This is a genomic window from Janthinobacterium violaceinigrum (assembly GCF_009208555.1).
Taxonomy (GTDB): Bacteria; Pseudomonadota; Gammaproteobacteria; order Burkholderiales; family Burkholderiaceae_D; genus Janthinobacterium; species Janthinobacterium violaceinigrum.
Genome location: NZ_WFLI01000008.1, coordinates 202,115 through 220,412 on the forward strand (window position 1 = coordinate 202,115; position 18,298 = coordinate 220,412).

Genomic DNA, 18,298 nt, shown 5'->3' on the forward strand with positions numbered 1-18,298 from the left:
TCCGGCAGGTCGATATGCCTTCTGCTGGCAGCCCCGGAAGCGGAGGCTGCGTGGATCGTCGTCGCGTGGCGCGCCACGCGGCTTCCCCGCGCCTGCTGCCAGCACAAGCGGCTCCCTGCCGGAACCGGCTCCACGCCAGGTCATGCACAGTCCATTTTGCAAAGGAATTTCTTATGAGCAGTAACGTGTTAGCCGCCGGCGCCGTGCCGGCCGGCGCCAGGGCCAGCCGGCCCGTACGTTGGCATATCGGGGTGCTACTGGCCCCCGCCCTGCTGATCTATACGGCCGTGATGGTGATCCCGCTTGCCGAAACGCTGCGTCTGGCCTTTTTCCGGCTCGCTGGCGACCGCCAGGAGTATGCGGGCCTGGCCAATTTCATGCGCCTGTTTGGCGAAGGAAACTGGTCGCAGCAGTTCTGGAATGCCCTGCTCAATAATAGCTACTTCTTCCTCATGCACTTGCTCATCATGGTGCCGCTGGCGATCGTGCTGGCGGCGCTGCTGTCGCTGCCCCGCATGCGGGCCAGCGGCTTCTACCGTACCGCGCTGTTCATGCCGACCCTGCTCTCGTTCGTCGTCGTCGGCTTTGTGTGGAAGCTGATCCTGTCGCCGCTGTGGGGTGTGGCGCCCTCGCTGCTCGACCTGGTAGGCCTGAAATCCCTGTTCGCCCCCTATCTGGGGCGGGAAGCCAGCGCCCTGACCACCCTGGGTTTCATTTCGATCTGGCAGTACGTCGGCATGCCGATGATGCTCAGCTATGCGGCCATGCTGTCGATCCCGAATGAAATCATCGAGGCGGCGGAAATCGACGGCGTTGTGGGTATCGCCCAGTTCCTGCAGATCAAGCTGCCGCTGCTGTGGCCCACCATCGGCATGATCTCGATCCTGACGTTCGTGGCCAATTTCAATTCCTTCGATCTGATCTACACGGCCCAGGGCGCACTTGCCGGACCGAACTATTCGACCGATATCCTCGGCACCTTGCTGTACCGCACCTTCTTCGGCGCCCAATTGCAGCTGGGAGACCCGAACATGGGAGCGACGATCGCCACGATGATGCTGCTCATTATCCTCGGTATCGTCTGCGCCTTCCTCTTTTTTGTCCAGCGCAAGCTGACCCGTTATCAGCTGTGATGGCGACAGGAGCTCCTATGTTTCAAATCAAGAAAATCATGGCCCGCCTGGCAGCGCATGGCGTGCTGATACTGTTCAGCGTCCTGGCGCTGGCGCCCGTGGCCCTCATCCTGATCAACTCGGTCAAGTCGCGGGCCGATATTTTCCAGTCGCCGCTGTCGCTGCCGACAGGCGCCAGCCTCGACCTGGTTGGCTATACCTCGGTGCTGTTTCACAGTAATTTCACCGGTTATTTCTTCAACAGCATCATCGTCACGGTGGCCGCGCTGGCCGCCACCATCGTCTTCGGCGCGATGGCGGCGTTCGCCTTGTCCGAATACCGCTTCCGCATCCGCGGCCTCACCGCGCTGTACCTGACCGTCGGCATCATGGTGCCGATACGCCTGGGTACGGTAGGCATCATCGAGATGATGGCGGGATTGTCGCTGGTCAACACCAAGACCGCGCTGATCCTCGTGTACACGGCGCAGAGCCTGCCACTTGCCGTGTTCATCCTGGCTGAATTCATGCGCACCCTGTCCGATGACCTGAAGAACGCCGCCAGGGTCGATGGCTTGTCGGAATACAAGATCTTCTTCTGGCTGGTGCTGCCGCTGCTGCGCCCGGCGATGGTCACGGTCTCCGTCTTCACCATGATCCCTATCTGGAACGATCTATGGTTCCCGCTGATGCTGGCGCCGGGCGAGGACAGCATGACCCTGACCCTGGGTGCCCAGGCCTTCATCGGCCAGTACGTGACGGACTGGAACTCCGTGCTGGCGGCGCTGTCGCTGAGCATCCTGCCCATCCTGGCGCTGTATCTGGCGTTTTCCAAGGGCTTGATCCGCGGCATCACGTCGGGCGCCGTCAAATGAGACGCGGCGCCTGGCCGCCGCGTGTTGAACCATGCTGGATGTTGCAGCGTATTTAGTAATCTAACCTGAAGGGAACACGATGAAACGAACACATTACATGGCTTGCGCCCCGTGCCGTAGCGGGAGCGCCGCATGAGCCGCGCGCCGAATCAGCAGCCCTTGCGGGTGGTGGTCGTTGGCCTGGGCCAGATGGGAAGGTCGCATGCGCTGGCCTACCACACCAATCCTGCCTTCGAGATCGTCGCCCTGTGCAGCCGCGGCACGGTGGACTTGCCGCCTGAGCTGAGCGGCTACCGCATGGTCGATTCGCTGGCTGCCGGGCTGGACCTGAAGCCCGACGTCGTGTCGATCAACACCTATACCGACAGCCACGTGGAGCTGGCGATCGAGGCCATGGAAGCGGGCGCCCACGTGTTCGTGGAAAAACCGCTGGCATTGAGCACGGAGTCGGCGCTGGCCGCCGTCAACGCCGCCCGCCGCACGGGGCGCAAGCTGGTGGTGGGCTATATCCTGCGCCATCACCCTTCGTGGAACGAGTTCATCAAAACGGCGCGCGGCCTCGGGGCGCCGTACGTGATGCGCATGAACCTGAACCAGCCATCGGTCGGTGCGGCATGGGAGATACACAAGCGCCTGCTGCAGACGACGCCGCCGTTCGTCGATTGCGGCGTCCACTACGTCGATATCATGTGCCAGATCACCGATTCCCGCCCGGTGCAGGTGCGCGGCATGGGCGTGCGCCTGGCATCCGATATCGCGCCGGACCAGGTCAACTACAGCCATTTGCAGATCCTGTTCGAGGATGGCTCGGTCGGCTGGTACGAGGCCGGCTGGGGCCCGATGATTTCCGGTACCGCGTCGATGATCAAGAACGTCATCGGCACGCATGGCGCCGTCTCGCTGGTGATGGGCGAGGGTGCCGATTCGGCCGATATCAACAGCCATACGGGCGCCGGCCAGCTGTGCCTGCGCATCGCGCCGTCCGAGGCGAACAGCCAGGATTATTCGGATGGCTGGATCTCGATTGGCGACGGCGTCGGCCACCAGATGCTGTGCGACCGCGAGCAGGCGTTCCTGGCCGAGGCCATCCGCGAGGACCTGGACCTGACCGGCCACCATGAAGCGGCGGTGCGTTCGCTGGACATCGTCCTGGCGGCCCAACGCAGCATGCGCGAAAACCGCGCGATCGATCTCTGAAGCGATTAAAGGAATATGACCATGCATGCCCTGGAAATCCAGAATGTTGCGAAAGCCTACGGCAAGAACGATGTGCTCAGCGGAATCGACCTGCGGGTCGACAAGGGGGAGTTTGTCGTGATCGTCGGCCCCTCGGGCTGCGGCAAATCGACCTTGCTGCGCATCATCGCCGGTCTTGACGAGCATACCTCGGGACACCTGCGCATCGCCGGCGCGCTGATGGATGGCGTGCCGCCTTCCAGGCGGGGCATCGGCATGGTGTTCCAAAGCTATGCGCTGTATCCCCACCTGAACGTGTTCGACAACATGAGCCTGGCGCTCAAGCGCGAAGGCGTGCCCAAGGCGGAGATTCGCCAGCGTATCGACGCGGCGGCCACCATGCTGGCTCTCGGCCCTTTGCTGGAGCGCCGTCCGGCCCAGCTCTCCGGCGGGCAGCGGCAGCGCGTGGCGATCGGGCGCGCGATCGTGCGCCAGCCGAAACTGTTCCTGTTCGATGAACCGCTGTCGAACCTGGATGCGGAATTGCGCGTGCATACGCGCCTTGAACTGGCGCAATTGCACCGTACCCTGGGCGCGACCATGATCTATGTCACGCATGACCAGATCGAGGCAATGACGCTGGCTGACAAGATTGTCGTCATGCATGCGGGCAAGGTACAGCAGGTGGGCACGCCGCATGAACTCTACAACGCGCCCGTCAACCTGTTCGTCGCCAAGTTCATCGGTTCGCCGACGATGAATATCGTGCATGGCGTGGCGGCGCAACAGGCGGGCGTTGCCACGATCGGTGTGCGTCCCGAGCACCTGTGCCTGACCGAGGAGGCGCCCGTGTGGTCCGGTACCGTGCGCCACCGTGAATATCTGGGCTCGGACAGCTATCTGTTCGTCACCACCGCAGGCGACGGTGAGCTGTGCGTGCGTGTCGAGGGCGAATCGCGCCATGCCATCGGCGACCGCGTGGGCCTGGCGCCCATGCCTGGCAAGCTGCTGGGCTTTGACGGCGATGGCTTGCGCCAGCCGCTCGCGCAAGCCGGCTAGCCGAGTCTTCTGAACGGCGCGCCGCCAGCCCGGTGCGCCAGTCCACTTTTCCCTTTTTTGTCGTCCCTGCAACCTGGCATGCCGCCCAGGTGGCGCCAGCTTTTGCCTTTTTTTTCGGCCGCAAGGCTCCCCCCGCTCGGGATTGTTTCCCGAAATATTGACCCATATAAGGAGAAATCATGAATCGCTCGATACGCAAGGCCCTGTCCGTCGCATGCATGCTGGTGTGCGCTGGCGCCAGCCCCTTTGTTTTTGCCGACGACCCAGGCGACGATCTGCCGGGTTTCCACGGCTACTTCCGGGTCGGCGCCGGGATCAGCAATGGTACCGAAGGCGGCCGCCAGGCGTGTTTCGGCCTGGGCGGCAACACCATGCGCTACCGCCTGGGCAATGAATGCGATGCCTATGGCTATTTCTATTACAACCGGGAACTGGTGAAGAGCGACGATGGCGTCAGCTTTGTCGGTACGGTCGGGGTGCGCCAGTACTCGCCCAACAGCGATTTCGAGAACCGGGCGGTCATTCCGCTGGGCATACACCGCGCCTATGTGGAAGTGAAGAACCTGGACTTCCTCAATGGTGGCGTGGTCTGGACGGGGCGCCGGGAATATGTGCGGCCCGACATCCACATGCTCGACCTGTTCTACACGAACCTGAGCGGCGTCGGCGGCGGTATCGACAAGGTGAAGGCCGGGCCGGGCAAGTTCAGCTATGCCGTGTTCAAGGACAACGACGACGTGGTCACGAGTACGGCCACCGGGCGCATCGTCAACTCCGCGGCGGCCGTGCGGCAAAACCTCGTCTACCAGGACTTGCCTGTCAATCCGGGCGGCACCCTCGATATCGTTGCCGCCGCAATCCTGGCCAAGGGCGAGGACAAGCATAACGGCTACAGCCTGTCGCTGATCCATCGCCAGAACAAGGTCTTTGGCGGTGTCAATACCGTTGGCGTGCAGTATGGCGTCGGTCCCGGCACCGGCGCCGGGCTGGGCCGTTTCGGCGCCTCGGGCAGCACCATGCTGGGCTCGGATGTGACGCGCATGCGGCTGTTCGACAGCCTGTGGATACAGCCGACCCGGGAAATGAGCATGGAGCTGGTGGCGCTGGTGCAGCGCGACAAGTCCGATCTCACGGGAACGTCGACCTGGACGTCGTTCGGCGTGCGCCCGGTCTATGCGTTCAACAACCATTTCAAGTTGCAGGCGGAACTGGGCACGGACAAGGTCACGTCGCCGGCCGGCGGACGCGACCTGCGCCTGACCAAGCTGACGATCGCGCCCACCATCACCGCCGGGCCGGCCTACTGGTCGCGCCCGGAACTGCGCGCCTTTGTCACGTATGGCAAGTGGAATGACGCCGCCACGGCGGCGGTCAACGCGGCCAACGAGGCTGGCGCCGTTTTTGGCCAGCGCACCAGTGCGGTATCCATGGGCCTGCAAGTGGAAACCTGGTTCTAGCACGCTTCGCACTGCGCAGGCAACGCGGCTTGCGCAGATGCGGTCCACATGCCAGAATCGTACCAGTTTTGCCACCGGCTGGCGTACAGGCTGCCACAGGGGACCGCCAGCCGGAGAGTAAGTACCCAAGACCCAAGAATAGCGACGTACTTAATTATTCAAACGCTCGGAGACGCCATGAAAGCATTGTTGGAAAGTTCGCTCATTCCGCAAGGAGCCAATTGGACTTATTTTCACCGCCGGCTCAACGTCTGCATCCCCTTTAACTGGCATTACCACCGTGAAATTGAACTGACCGTCACCCTGAATAGCCAGGGGCAGCGCTATGTCGGCGACAATATCGAACCGTACACGGATGGCGACCTGGTCCTGATCGGTCCGAACCTGCCCCATACCTGGATGTCGCAGAGCAAGATCAATGAGGCCTTGCCGCACGTGGCGCATGTCTTCTGGATCAACGCGGACTGGCTCAATACCCTGATGTCCACGCTGGTCGAACTGGCGCCGATCAAGTCCATGCTGGTCGATGCGGAACGCGGCGTGGTCTTTTCCGCGAGCACGGTCAAGAAGGTACGGGACCTTGTCCTCGACCTCGAACACGCGTCGCCCGCGGGACGGGTCACGCGCCTGATCGATATCCTGACCATGCTGGCCAATGACAAGGAGGCGAGGTCGTTATGTCCGCCGCGCTGCCAGGTGGCCCAGCTCGATGCATGCGACAAGTCGCGGATCGACCACGCGCTGGCCTACATCCACAGCCATTATGTGGAAAAGATCTCCATGGCCGAACTGGCGAGCCTGGCGGCGCTCAGTGTGTCCGGGCTACACCGCCTGTTCAAGCGCCATACGCGCCAGACCGTCAGCGACTACATTGCGCAAGTGAGGATAGGCAAGGCCTGTTCCTTGCTTGTATCGACCACGCAACCGATTTCGCATGTGGCCGAGCAGTCGGGGTATAGCAGCCTGTCGCACTTTAACCGGCAATTCCTGGGCATCAAGCAAGTCACGCCCAGGGCATTCCGCCAGTCGTTCCGCCATCGCCAGCCGGAGGGCTTGCCGCACCGGCCCGAGGTCAGCACCTACGCGGAGCATCCCGCGGCGGCTGCGAGCCTGGGCAGCCACCGCCAGGCGCCCTGACGCCTGTTTCCTGTCACGGCGCCGTCTGAGGCGTGCCGGCGCTCCAGCCATGCACGCGGCGCTGGCCCTGGCGCACCAGCGCCAGTATTTCCTTGCGTGAAAAACCATCGAGCTTGTTCGGATTGTCCAGCATGGTCAGCGGCTGGCCCAGTTGCACCAGCAGGCGATTGAGCAGCAGGATGCCGAAGGTACGGCAATTTCCAGTGGGAAAAGGGCGCAAGCGCTGCAGCTTCTGGCACAGGTCGATGGCGGCATCGACCTGCGCGGACGGCGTATCCGCTGTGGCGAGCGCGGCATGGTAACTGCTGATCCAGCGCGCCATCAGGCTGGCCAGCGTTGCCGGCGTCGCCTCTGCGCGTTTGAAGATCTTGACTTCGGCGCCCCCGCTGAGCTGTTTTTCAGACAGCGAAAAATGCAGCGCGTCCGCATCGGGCGGTTCGACCGCCGTGGCGCAGATGAATTGCGCCAGCTCGTCCTCGCCTGCCGTGCTGACGGTTTCGCCCGGCAGCATGACAAACTGCGCCCATGCCCCGCTGGCAGCGGGCAGGCTGGCCGGCGCGCTGCCGCCCGCGCCGCTGCACAGCGCGTGCAGGCGCAGGATCAGGGACAGGTCGAGCGCCTCGTCGAGTTCGCGCATCGCCGCCAGCCAGGCGCGGCTCATGTTGTACAGATAACTGGGTTCGCTGTCGAACAGGTGGCCGATGTAGGGATTGCCGTCAATTTGCAAGCCCTTGGCCTGCATCAGTTCCAGCTTGAGCGGATCGATGCACAGGCGCCATAGCTGGCGTGCCGCCACGCTGGCACCTGGTATAGAGCTGGCCAGCTCATCCCACAGGAGCGCGGTCTCGCCCATGCGCGGCCGGAAGTTCTGCAAGGCGCGTTCTGCCGTCTTCGCATAGCGGTCGGCGGCCTGGCTGTTGCGCATGTTTTGCAGGAAATCGTCGCCGGGGCGGCGCAGTTCGCGGCAATACTCCTCGCTTGCCTCGCGTACCGCGGCGATGCTGGCTTCCAGGTGGCGTTCCGCCAGGCCACTTTCCTTGCCCGATGCGGCCTGGCCCTGAGGCACGTGCGCCAGCGCATCGAGCAGCGCGCCGAGGAAGTCATGGTCGGGAAAAATCAGATGCTGGGAGCGTGCCGGATGGGCTTCGGCCAGTTGCCGGAACGTCGCCGTGAAATGCTGCTTGACCGAAACGCGCAGCGCCTCGGGCAGCAGCGGCCCCGGCGTGCTGCGCGCAGTGGCGCAGGCTGGCGGTGCGGCCGCTTCCTCGCTCGCCGGCGGCGGCATCGTGGCTGGCGCCGCCGCCATGCGGATGCCCAGCGTCTTGATGCGGTAGTACAGGGTATTGACGGAAATCTGCAATTCCAGCGCCGCCTTGGCCACCACCTGTTCGTGGCGCTCCAGGGTTGAGACGATCACGTCATGTTCGAAGTTGCGCACCCGTTCGCGCAGGGACAGCGCCGTATCGTCATGCAGGCGGGGTGACGCGTCGGCATCCGGGAGAGCGCCGCTTGCGCCTTGCTCATCGTCGCCCAACGGCGCCAGGCCCAATGCGAAGCGTTCGGCCGCATTCTTCAACTCGCGGATATTGCCGGGCCATGGGTATTCCATCAGCAGCTTTTGCGTGCCGCCGGGAATGCCCGGCAAGGTGCGTGCGTGGCGCTGGCAGGCTTCGCCGAGGAATTCCGCGAACAGCGGCAAGACTTTTTCGCGCGAGTCGCGCAGCGAGGCCAGGCGCAGCTTGACGACGTGCAGCCGGTAGTACAGGTCCTTGCGGAAGCTGCCCTGTTCGACCAGCGTGAGCAAGGCAATCTTGGTCGAGGCGATCACGCGGAAGTCGGAGCGGTAGAAACGGCTGCCGCCCAGACGCTCGCAGCCGCGTTCCTGCAGTGCGCGCAACAGTTTGGCCTGGATCGCCAGGGGCATGCTGTCGATTTCGTCCAGGTAGAGCGTGCCGTCGTTGGCCAGTTCCAGCTTGCCTTCCTTGGCCCGCACGGCGCCCGTAAAGGCGCCGCTTTCATAACCGAACAATTCGCTCTCGGCGATATGCTCGGGAACGGCCGCGCAGTTGATGGCGATGAATTTGCCGCAGCGGCCAGAATGGCGGTGGATGTCGCGCGCCATCACGTCCTTGCCGGTGCCGGTTTCACCCTCGATCAGCACGTCGACCGAGAGCGGAGCGATTTCCTGGACCAGGCTGTCTTGCGCGGTGGCGGGGAGCGAATGTGGCGGCGTGGTGCGAAGTCGTGTCATCGGGTGGCAGTGGTTAGGGGTGGTCTTGCGGGAAGGCTGACATGCACGGAGCGTGCCAGCGTGCTGGCGCCCCCCCGGCCATGTGGCCGCCTTTCAGAATTGAAAGAATGCCGGGGTCGGCACCTTGCAGCGTTGCCGCCGGTTTGGCACAAGCGGGCGGCCGCGACCGGGAGACCGCGGGGATACGGCGGCTGGAATGATTTTTGCTGCGATCCGAATGGCGGTGTTGCCTGCAACGGGCATGGTTATGATCAACAATGGGGCTCCTTTCATGAATACTGACTTTTCCATCACGCGCGACCTGGTCCAGGAAATCATCACGCTGATCGGTTCGGACCTGGTGTTTACCGACCTGCATATCGAGCAGGATGCGCAACTGATGATCAAGACGCCGCGCGGCTGGCAGCCGGTCGGCGATGAACGGGTAACGGCCGAGGACATGCTGCCGGTGCTCGAATCGATCGACAAGGACTGGGCCACCAAGCTGCCCGATGGCGCCATCGACCGCCCCTTTGTGCTGACCCAGTGCCGTTTGCGCTGCAATGCCTACCGCACCACGGGCGGACAAAAGGTCGTCATCTCGATCCGCCGGCTGCCGCTCGATCCGATCGCGCTCGACAAGACCGGTTTGCCGGCCTACGTGAAAACAATGCTGGAGGCCACCAAGGGTGTCATCGTCGTGACCGGCTCCACCGGTTCCGGCAAGACCACCACGCTGGCTTCGATGCTTGACTACATCAACGCCACCCGTACCGCGCATATCGTCACCATCGAACAACCGGTGGAGTATCAGCTCAAGCGGCGCAAATCCATCATCTCGCAAAAGGAAGTCCCCATCGACACGCCCAGCTTTTCTGCGGGGCTGCGCGAAACCATGCGGCAAAATCCGGACATCATCATGGTCGGCGAGATCCGCGACCTGGAAACCGCCGAAACCGTGCTGCATGCGGGCGAATCGGGACATCTGGTGCTGGCCACGATGCATACCAACAGCGCCGTCAATGCCATCGGCAAGCTGCTGTCCTTCTTTCCGCCCCGACAGCAGGAGCAGCGTGCCGCGGCATTGGCCAATTCCCTGATCGGCGTCATTTGCCAGGGACTGGTGCCGACCGAGGATGGCAGCGCGTTCGTGCTGGCAAGCGAATTGCTGTTCAATAATAACCAGCAGATCGCCTCCTTTGTCGCCGATCCCGGCAAGCTGCACCTGCTGGCCGATTTCATGAAACGGCGCCAGGACAATATGTCGCGCAGCCTGAACGAAGACCTGGCGCACCTGGTGGGGCGCAAGATCATCCACCCCAGGGATGCCATGCGCGTTGCCTACAACCGCATCGAACTGCATGAACTCATCAGCAACGCACGCTGAAGCGCCGTAACCACCTGCCTTTCTGAGTGGCGGCGGCGACCACATTGGTTCCCGCCGCCTGTTTGCCGTTCTCCCGTCGCCTTTCTTTCCTCTCTTCCCGCCGCAGTCCGTCGCCAGCTTTTGCCTGTATGGCGGCATCGCTGCGAAAAAATGCCGAAGCATGGAACCGGATGGACCGTGCACGCCACTTAAGCAGCGTTGCAGTCAATTCTTTTCCTGAACAGCACACCTTATTTCTGGAGCGAGGGCCTATGAGTACGTTTTCCACGCAGCGCCATGCGAGGCGCCGGACATGCTAGACGCGATCCCGTATGCCTGCGCGCAGGACGTGCCGCCGGCGCTGGTGCGCCAGCTGGTGCGCGTCGAATCGGGCGGGAACCCGTTTGCGATCGGCGTGGTCGGCGGCCGCCTGGCGCGCCAGCCGCGCACCTTGGCCGAAGCGTTGGCCACGGTGCAAAGCCTGGAGCAGCAAGGCGTTAACTATTCGATCGGCATCAGCCAGGTGAATCGCATCCATTTTCCGCGCCTCGGCTGGAACAAGGAGCTGGCCAACGGCTTCGATGCCTGCGGCAACCTGCAGGCCGGGACGGGCATTCTGAAGACCTGCTATCAGCGCGCCGTCGGCGCCGGCTATGCCGGCACGGCGCTCGATGGCGCCAATGCCGCGAGCAGGGCATCGCTGTCCTGCTATTACTCGGGAAATTTTGTCAGCGGCGAACGCCTCGGCTATGTCGCCAGGGTACTGGGCGGCTCGCCTGATCCTGGCCAGGGCCAGGGCCAGGGCCAGGGCCGCCAGCTGGCTGCCGCCACTTCTTCCATTTTGTTCGACTAACCATAGGGGATATCCATGAAACTCAATAAAGTAACTGTGCCGCTTCTTTTGTTCATCCTGTCGCAACCAGCCCTGGCCGGCGGCCTGGAGGGGGGCAAGAAAGTGCTCGACGAGGTGTCCAAATGGATGACCAGCATCGGCCTCATCATCGTGACGATTGCCCTGATGGTGGTGGGCTTCCGCATGGTATTCCAGGCGGCGGAATGGAAGGACGTGGCGCCCGTCTTCTGGGGCGGCGTGCTGATTGGCGGCGCGAGCGGCATCGCTGGCCTTTTCGTGAGCTGAGCCATGGCTTACGAAGACGTGGTATTCAAGGGGGCGACGCGGCCGGCAATGATGGCAGGGGTGCCTATCGTGCCCTTCATCCTGGTGGTCGGCATCCACCTGCTGATCGCCATCTGGGCCATGGTGCTGGTGAACCTGTTTGTCGCCTTCGTCATCCTGATGACCTGCGTGCTGAACGTTCTGTTCATGCGTCATATCAGTTCGAACGACGAACAGCGCTTGAACCAGTATTTGCTGCGCATGAAAAGTACCGCCGGCCGGCGCAACAAGGCGCACTGGGGCGCGCATGCCGTATCGCCCAATGATTACCGGAGGCGCGCATGAAGAACGATGCGGTTTCCACGCTGGAACTGGTGGCCAGGGACGACCGCGTCAGCAGCCACCTGCCGTTTTCGGCCAGGATCACGGAGAACGTCGTGTCGACGCGGGGCGGCGATTATATGTCGACCTGGTCCATCACCGGGCTGTCGTTTGAAGGCTTGAGCTACGCTGATGCCTACGCCAAGATGGAAGCGCTGAATCTGCTGGTGCGCAGCCTGTCGAACGGCAAGTATGCGTTCTGGGTGCACCGCATCCGGCGCGTCGCCGCCGATAAGCTTTCTGTGCCCGAGAGCGGTTTCCCCCGGCGCTTCCTGCAGCAATACTACGACGGGCTGGCGGAAGGCGGCATGATGTCGACCGAGATCTTTCTGACGGTGCTCCATCGCCCGCAGCCCCAGCGCGCCACCGGCGTGCTGGGCAAGATCGGCCGTACCCTGGAGGACATCGCGCATGAGCAGGAACTGGCGCTCGACATCATGGAAAGCCTGCACCAGCAGGTCTGCCGCACGCTCGATGCGTACGGGCCGGAACGCCTCGGCGAGTATGAACACAACGCTATCCGTTATAGCCGCCAGCTGGAGTTCTATGCCTATCTGCTGAACGGCCACTGGTGGCGCATTCCCGTCAAGGACGTGCCTTTGCACAAATACCTGCCGATGGCGCGCGTCCTGTTCGGCAACGAGATCATGGAAACGCGCACCACGCTGGGATCGACCTATTCCGCCTTCGTCGACATCAAGGATTATGTGGATTTTTCCCATCCCGGCATCCTGAACACCATGCTCAGCCTGCCGTATGAATATGTGGAAACGCATTCCTTCTCGCCCATGAACGTGCTCGATGCGAAGGCTGCCCTGACCCTGCAGCGCAACCGCATGATCAGCTCGAACGACAATTCGGTCAGCCAGCTGACGCAACTGGACGATGCACTCGATGGCGTGGCGAGCGGCAATTTCACCCTGGGCGAATACCACTACAGCCTGCAGGTGAAATCCGCCAGCGTGGACGGTATCAAGGCGGCCCGCTCGGCGGCGATCGAATCCCTGCAAAGCGCCGGCTTCCTGGCGGTGGTCATCGACCTGGTGACCGATCACGCCTACTTTGCTCAGTTGCCCGGCAACTGGCGTTCGCGGCCCCGTTCCGCGTATCTGAGCTCGCGCAATTTTTCGGGCCTGTGTTCGATGCACAACTTTACCTTGGGAAAGCGCGACGGCAATCCCTGGGGTGAAGCGGTGACGATCCTGCGCTCGCCCGCATCCCAGCCATACTATTTTAACTTCCATGCCACGGCGCCGGGCGAGGATGCCTTTGGCACATCGGCCCTGGGCAATTGCCAGATCATCGGCCAGTCTGGCGGCGGCAAGACAGTGCTGGCGCTGTTCCTGATGATGAACCTGTACAAATACGGTACCCAGGTCGTGTTTTTCGACAAGGACCGTGGCGCCGAGATCGCGGTGCGCGCGGCGGGCGGGCAATACCTGTCGCTGGAACGGGGCAAGCCGACCGGTTTCAACCCCTTCAAGATGGAGGCCAGCGAGGCCAATATCTTGTTCTGGGACGATCTGGTCAAGTTTTGCACCCTGATGCCGGGCGCTCCCCATTTGCCGCGCGAGGAGGCGGAAATCTCGCACGCGGTGCGGGCCATCGCGCTGCTGCCCGCTTCCATGCGCAGCTTTACCGCCGTCATGCAGAACTTGCCGAACGTGGATGCGAACAGTGTGGCCGAACGCCTGCGCAAATGGTGTGCCGACGGCGCGCTGGGCTGGGCCCTCGATTGCGATGAAGATCTGCTGGAATTCGGCACCACCCGCACGTATGGCTTCGACTATACGGAGCTGCTGGAAGATGCCCAGACCTGTCCGGCGATCATGATGTACCTGATGTACCGGGTCGAATCCCTGATCGACGGGCGCCGCTTCGCCTTCTTCATGGATGAATACTGGAAGGCGCTGTCGGTGCCGTACTTCGAGGACTTCGCCAAGAACAAGCAGAAGACCATCCGCAAGCAGAATGGCTTCGGCGTCTACATGACGCAAAGCCCGTCCGACACGCTGCGCAGCCCGATTGCGCGTGCGCTGATCGAGCAGACGGCCACCTTCATTTTCCTGCCCAATCCGACGGCCGACTATGGCGATTACGTGGACGGCTTCAAGCTGACGGGAACCGAATTCGAGCTGCTCAAGAGCCTGGGCGAAGGGTCGCGCATGTTCCTGATCAAGCAAGGTACCAGCGTTGCCATCGCGACGCTGGATTTGCATGGCTTCAGCGACGAGCTGAAGATTTTGTCCGGCACCACGGCCAACGTCGCCAGGCTCGATGCCTTGCGTGCGCGCCATGGCGACCATCCCGATCAATGGATCAATCGTTTTCTTGAGGAAGTACGATGAAAAAAAATGTCATGAGCACATTGCTGGCGCTGTCCTTTGCCGCCGTTCCCGCCGGCATGGCGTATGCGGCTGGCCAGGCGGCGCCAAGCACCACTCCCTTGCCGGTGTCCGACAAGGATGTCTTTGCCCAGGTTGAAAAGCTGGTCGAGCAATCAGGCAAGACGACCACCGCGGTTACCGAGATGAACACGACGCTGAACAACGCAGTGAAACGCAATCGTGAATTGAACAAAATTGCCGACCCTTCCGGGTCTCGCGTCGCGATCTTGAAGAATGATAATGCCGATGCCTATATCAAGACCGTTGCCGATCAGGCGAAAGCGCTGCGCTGCGGGAAATTCGAAGAGGCGCCGAAACAGGATAAACAGCTGGAGCTCTGCCGCAAAGTGGAACAGGCCAGTTTCGATCTGCTCACCATGCTGAAAGACAACCTGGAAACGAGCCGGCAACGTGCGCTGAAAATTCTCACCCTGCTCGATGAACTGAAGATGACGACACCGTCCAACCTGATGCAGGCTGCCGACTTGCAAAGCCGCATACAGATTGAAACAGCGCTGCTGCAAAACGAGAAAACCATGGTCGATATGGCCATTGTCAAGAATGAGCAGGAGATCCGTTTGTATAACCAGTTACTGGTAGCACTGGCCAAAGATGGCCCAGGAGATGCGGCCGGGAACCGTTTCTACATCCGATAATCGTCCAGTACGCCAAGCAACCAGGAAGCAGCCATGCCATTTGAAATCTACGAGGGCCTCAGCACCAGAATTCTCAAGAATGTGGCGAATGTCGACACGGTCATCGACCATTTTGTGGGCGTGGTCATTCCCATCATCGAAGTTGGCCTGGCATTGCAGATCGTCCTGCACGGCTATCGGGTCATTCGGGGGGAGGGAGGACAGCATCACTTTCTTGATGTGTTTTCAAGAAGTTTGCGGGCTTTCCTGGTACTTGCGCTGGCATTGACCGGAAATATGTATGAGCAGAATGTCCACCAGTTCATTGTTGGCTTGGGCAACGATGTGCTGGTGGGATTTGGTGGCGCCGAAGGATTGACCAAGTATCAGCAGATCGACCTCGCGATGACGCAAGGGCTTGCCGCGTTCGATGCAGTGGTGGCCTGGGGTAACGACCATATCAACATTGGCTTTATCTATGTCGAACTCACCGGCATATTGGCGATACTGGCCGGCACGCTGATGATACTGATCATCCTGCTGCTGGGTGTGATTGCTTGCGCCGAATTGCTGATCATCGACTTTGGCCTGTACATCATCTTTGGTGTTGGCCCGCTGTTCGTTGCCTGCTATGCCTTTGAAGCGACTGCCCGCTATTTCGATACCTGGTTCGCCAGCGCCCTGAAATGGACGTTCACGGCGGTTGTCATCATGATCACAGTACTGATGTCGGTGAAATTGCTGCAGGACTTTGTCTACGATATCAGCACTGCCGGCAACCTCAAACAGATCATGCTCGTCATTCTTTCAGCGTCGGCTGCCGCCGTGGTGCTGATCATGATTGTGATGCGGGCACCGGCCATTGCCAGCGACCTGGTGGGTGGAACGGGCTTGAACGGCGTGGCGGGAAGTATCAAGTCCGCTGTCTCGAACGGCATAAAGACCAGCGTGAAGACCGTGCTCAAGGGGGGATTGTACGGGGTGAAGAAGACGGGCGGAGCTGTCGCGGGTGCTTTCCGCAAGTCGTCCAAGGATGGCGGAACGGGCGAGGACGGCGGTGGAAAGGGCAAGTCGGGCAAGAACGGCGGCTCGGAAAGGGGACCGGGCAGCGATGCGCTGGACTCATCCAAAAACCATGGCAAGCCTGGCAATTCGCAGGGGAAGTCAAGAAGTCCGGTACTGACCCTGCCACCGGTCAAGAAATAGGGAAAGGAAATGCGATGAAAACAATGATGTGGGCAGTATTTTTTCTGATGCTGGGCGGGTGCGCCAGCAAGCCGCCGGAATTGCTGTTTGCTGATGGCAGCGGCCGCATCCCGGTACACGGCGCGCGCACCGCCGTCCCGCCGCCGGACGAGGTACCTGATGCAGAACCGGCGCAGCCCAATGCTGATCCGGCAACCAAGCAAAGTTAAAGGACATGAACATGTTTCGATTCAAGCGCCCGGTGGCCGGCGAGGCACGGGAAGTATCAAAGCTGAGCTGGGAAGCCGATATCGTTCTCAACGAGCGCCGCTCGCGCCTGATCGCCTGGCGCGTGGCCAGCGTCTCCATGCTGCTGGTGATGCTGATGGTGATCAGCCTGATGCTGCTGATTCCCCTCAAGCAGGTGGTGCCGTATGTGGTGACGGTGGACCGGCTGACCGGCGAAAGCAGCATCACCAGCTCGGCCAAGGACTTCGTTGCCAGCAGTACGCTGAACGACAAGCACTGGATCAAGAGTTTTTTGATTGCGCGCGAGCGTTACAGCTATCAGCTGTTGCAGCACGACTATGACCTGGTCAAGGCGCTGGCCGGCGAGGCAAGCTGGAAATCGTATGCCAAGCTGTACGAAGGCAGCAATGCGCGCGACAAGGTGCTGGAGGCGAATACGGAAATTCTGCCGACGGTACTCAGCATTACCTTGCACGGCAACGGCATGGCCTCGGTGCGTTATGAGCTGCGTACGCGCAATGTGCGCACCAATGACGAGGCGGTGCTGACGCGTCACGTGGCCACGCTGCGCTATCGCTATCAGGCGCAGAGCGCCAAGCGGGAATTCGAGATGATAGACAACCCCTTGGGATTCACCATCGACGGCTACCAGACCGATCCTGAATTCATGAGCAAGGATGCCGATGGAGGCGCGAAATGATGCGCGGGCTGACGGCTTGCCTGCTGTGGGCGGCGATGGGCTGCTGCGCCGCCGATCCCATGTTCAATGACGACGATGAGATGCGCCGTGTCGAGCTTGTGACCTATGCTCCCGACAAGGTGGTGAAGGTGGGCGCCATCATCGACCAGCCGTTCCTGATCGAATTTGCCGGCGACGAGGTGCTCGAGGAGGTGGCCGGCGGCGCGGTGGGCGGCTGGGAGGTGCATAAGAAGGTCAACCGTCTGTTTGTCCTGGCACGCAAGGAGGCGAAGTATGCGACCTTGCTGGTGACGACCAACAAGCGCTCGTATGTATTCGACCTGCTGCCCAAGCTGTCGACGCCGGCCAATTTCAAGCGGCGCCGCTCGAAGATTGTCTTTACCTATCCGTTACCGACGGTCCCGCCCGCACCGGCCTTGCCGCCGGCGCCGCGCAATGACAATTACTCGATGCAGCTGGTGGCCGTGCAGGCCGATATCCGTCCCAGCGAGGTATATGACGACGGGCGCTTTACCTGGCTGCGCTTTCCCGGCAACGTGGAAGTGCCGGCAATTTACAAGGGCGAGCCGGGCACGCGCGAGGAAATGCTGGTCAACCATCATATGGAAGGCGACTACGTGGTGATGCACGCCATTGCGCCCCTGTGGAACCTGCGCCTGGGCGGCTCGATGATCGGCGTCTTCAACGACAGTTACGAACGCCGCGGCAACGCACCCAGGAGCGGCACGACCGTTCCCGGCCTGGTCCGGGAGAGCAAGCCATGAGCGAAGAAACTGTTCCGGCCCCGGCCCCGGCCCCCGCTTCGCCGCCGGATTTCGACCCGCACCGTTTCAGCGCCGAGCCCAAGCGCAAGCCGAACAAGACCGTCATCGTCATCATCGGGGTCTTCGTGGTGTTGATGGTGCTGATCGGCGCCTCCGTGTATCTCGCCAAGCAGCACCTGAGCGACTTCATGGCCGAACGCGCCGAGCGCAAAAAGGAAGAGCAGGAAATGAAGAAGGCAGGGGAGGACACGAGCCGCAAGGGCAAGCTGTTTGCCGCCAGTTCCGCCAGTTCCTCCAGCGCCGACGGTGCTTTGCCGGCGCGTTTCGGCAAGGCCGACGAGAAGAAGGAAGGGGCGGAAAGCGCGTTGCCGATTCCGCTGTTGCGCAACGGGTCCGCCGCTGCCGCGCCGCCACCGGCACCGCCTGCTGCCCCGCCGCCTCCGCCGCCCCCGCCGCCGCCTTCGCTGA

General features: G+C 61.9%; 18 protein-coding genes. 17 read left to right on the forward strand and 1 reads right to left on the reverse strand.

Annotation, left to right across the window (positions count from 1 at the left end; genetic code table 11):
• Positions 1-173: 173 nt before the first annotated feature.
• From GCN75_RS09640 to GCN75_RS09665, 6 genes are all read left to right on the forward strand, one after another.
• Entirely contained in the window at positions 174-1,133 is a 960-nt protein-coding gene (locus tag GCN75_RS09640) for a carbohydrate ABC transporter permease (RefSeq protein WP_152282327.1), read from the forward strand.
• Positions 1,134-1,150: 17 nt separating this feature from the next.
• On the forward strand, positions 1,151-1,987 hold the full coding sequence (locus tag GCN75_RS09645; protein ID WP_152282328.1) for a carbohydrate ABC transporter permease: 837 nt from the start codon (positions 1,151-1,153) through the stop codon (positions 1,985-1,987).
• Between the two features lie 132 nt (positions 1,988-2,119).
• The gene (locus GCN75_RS09650) at positions 2,120-3,184 is read left to right on the forward strand and encodes a Gfo/Idh/MocA family protein (protein WP_152282329.1); all 1,065 of its coding nucleotides are present in this window, start codon (positions 2,120-2,122) and stop codon (positions 3,182-3,184) included.
• Between the two features lie 21 nt (positions 3,185-3,205).
• Positions 3,206-4,222 carry an ABC transporter ATP-binding protein gene (locus GCN75_RS09655; protein ID WP_152282330.1) on the forward strand — a complete coding sequence of 339 codons (1,017 nt, stop codon included), beginning with the start codon at positions 3,206-3,208 and terminating at the stop codon, positions 4,220-4,222.
• Positions 4,223-4,401: 179 nt separating this feature from the next.
• Positions 4,402-5,679 carry a maltoporin gene (locus GCN75_RS09660; RefSeq protein ID WP_152282331.1) on the forward strand — a complete coding sequence of 426 codons (1,278 nt, stop codon included), beginning with the start codon at positions 4,402-4,404 and terminating at the stop codon, positions 5,677-5,679.
• 177 nt (positions 5,680-5,856) lie between these two features.
• Positions 5,857-6,816, forward strand: a complete 960-nt coding sequence (locus tag GCN75_RS09665) for a helix-turn-helix domain-containing protein (protein ID WP_193317432.1) — start codon at positions 5,857-5,859, stop codon at positions 6,814-6,816.
• 13 nt (positions 6,817-6,829) lie between these two features.
• Here the strand turns inward: GCN75_RS09665 and GCN75_RS09670 are convergent, their stop codons facing one another.
• Positions 6,830-9,067, reverse strand: a complete 2,238-nt coding sequence (locus GCN75_RS09670; RefSeq protein ID WP_152282333.1) for a sigma 54-interacting transcriptional regulator — start codon at positions 9,065-9,067, stop codon at positions 6,830-6,832.
• Positions 9,068-9,338: 271 nt separating this feature from the next.
• Here GCN75_RS09670 and GCN75_RS09675 point away from each other — a divergent pair, with 271 nt between their 5' ends.
• From GCN75_RS09675 to GCN75_RS09725, 11 genes are all read left to right on the forward strand, one after another.
• A complete protein-coding gene (locus tag GCN75_RS09675; protein WP_152282334.1) occupies positions 9,339-10,433 on the forward strand; it encodes a type IV pilus twitching motility protein PilT in 1,095 nt (364 codons plus the stop codon).
• A gap of 292 nt (positions 10,434-10,725) precedes the next feature.
• Positions 10,726-11,265: a lytic transglycosylase domain-containing protein gene (locus GCN75_RS09680; protein ID WP_152282335.1), complete on the forward strand. Its 540-nt coding sequence runs from the start codon at positions 10,726-10,728 to the stop codon at positions 11,263-11,265.
• Between the two features lie 15 nt (positions 11,266-11,280).
• A complete protein-coding gene (locus GCN75_RS09685; RefSeq protein ID WP_152282336.1) occupies positions 11,281-11,550 on the forward strand; it encodes a TrbC/VirB2 family protein in 270 nt (89 codons plus the stop codon).
• Between the two features lie 3 nt (positions 11,551-11,553).
• On the forward strand, positions 11,554-11,874 hold the full coding sequence (locus tag GCN75_RS09690) for a type IV secretion system protein VirB3 (RefSeq protein WP_152282337.1): 321 nt from the start codon (positions 11,554-11,556) through the stop codon (positions 11,872-11,874).
• Positions 11,871-14,258, forward strand: coding sequence for a VirB4 family type IV secretion/conjugal transfer ATPase (locus GCN75_RS09695; RefSeq protein ID WP_152282338.1), 2,388 nt, complete (start codon positions 11,871-11,873; stop codon positions 14,256-14,258). The genes GCN75_RS09690 and GCN75_RS09695 overlap by 4 nt, the downstream gene beginning before the upstream one ends.
• Complete coding sequence (locus tag GCN75_RS09700; protein ID WP_152282339.1) at positions 14,255-14,953, forward strand: type IV secretion system protein; 699 nt, start codon at positions 14,255-14,257, stop codon at positions 14,951-14,953. The genes GCN75_RS09695 and GCN75_RS09700 overlap by 4 nt, the downstream gene beginning before the upstream one ends.
• A gap of 33 nt (positions 14,954-14,986) precedes the next feature.
• Positions 14,987-16,138 carry a type IV secretion system protein gene (locus GCN75_RS09705; RefSeq protein WP_152282340.1) on the forward strand — a complete coding sequence of 384 codons (1,152 nt, stop codon included), beginning with the start codon at positions 14,987-14,989 and terminating at the stop codon, positions 16,136-16,138.
• A gap of 14 nt (positions 16,139-16,152) precedes the next feature.
• On the forward strand, positions 16,153-16,347 hold the full coding sequence (locus GCN75_RS09710; protein ID WP_152282341.1) for a hypothetical protein: 195 nt from the start codon (positions 16,153-16,155) through the stop codon (positions 16,345-16,347).
• An 11-nt stretch (positions 16,348-16,358) separates the two neighbouring features.
• Entirely contained in the window at positions 16,359-17,066 is a 708-nt protein-coding gene (locus GCN75_RS09715; RefSeq protein ID WP_193317433.1) for a virB8 family protein, read from the forward strand.
• Entirely contained in the window at positions 17,063-17,830 is a 768-nt protein-coding gene (locus GCN75_RS09720; protein WP_152282343.1) for a TrbG/VirB9 family P-type conjugative transfer protein, read from the forward strand. The genes GCN75_RS09715 and GCN75_RS09720 overlap by 4 nt, the downstream gene beginning before the upstream one ends.
• Positions 17,827-18,298 (forward strand): hypothetical protein (locus GCN75_RS09725; RefSeq protein WP_226941231.1); only part of this gene is annotated, 472 nt, incomplete at its 3' end. The genes GCN75_RS09720 and GCN75_RS09725, both read left to right, overlap by 4 nt.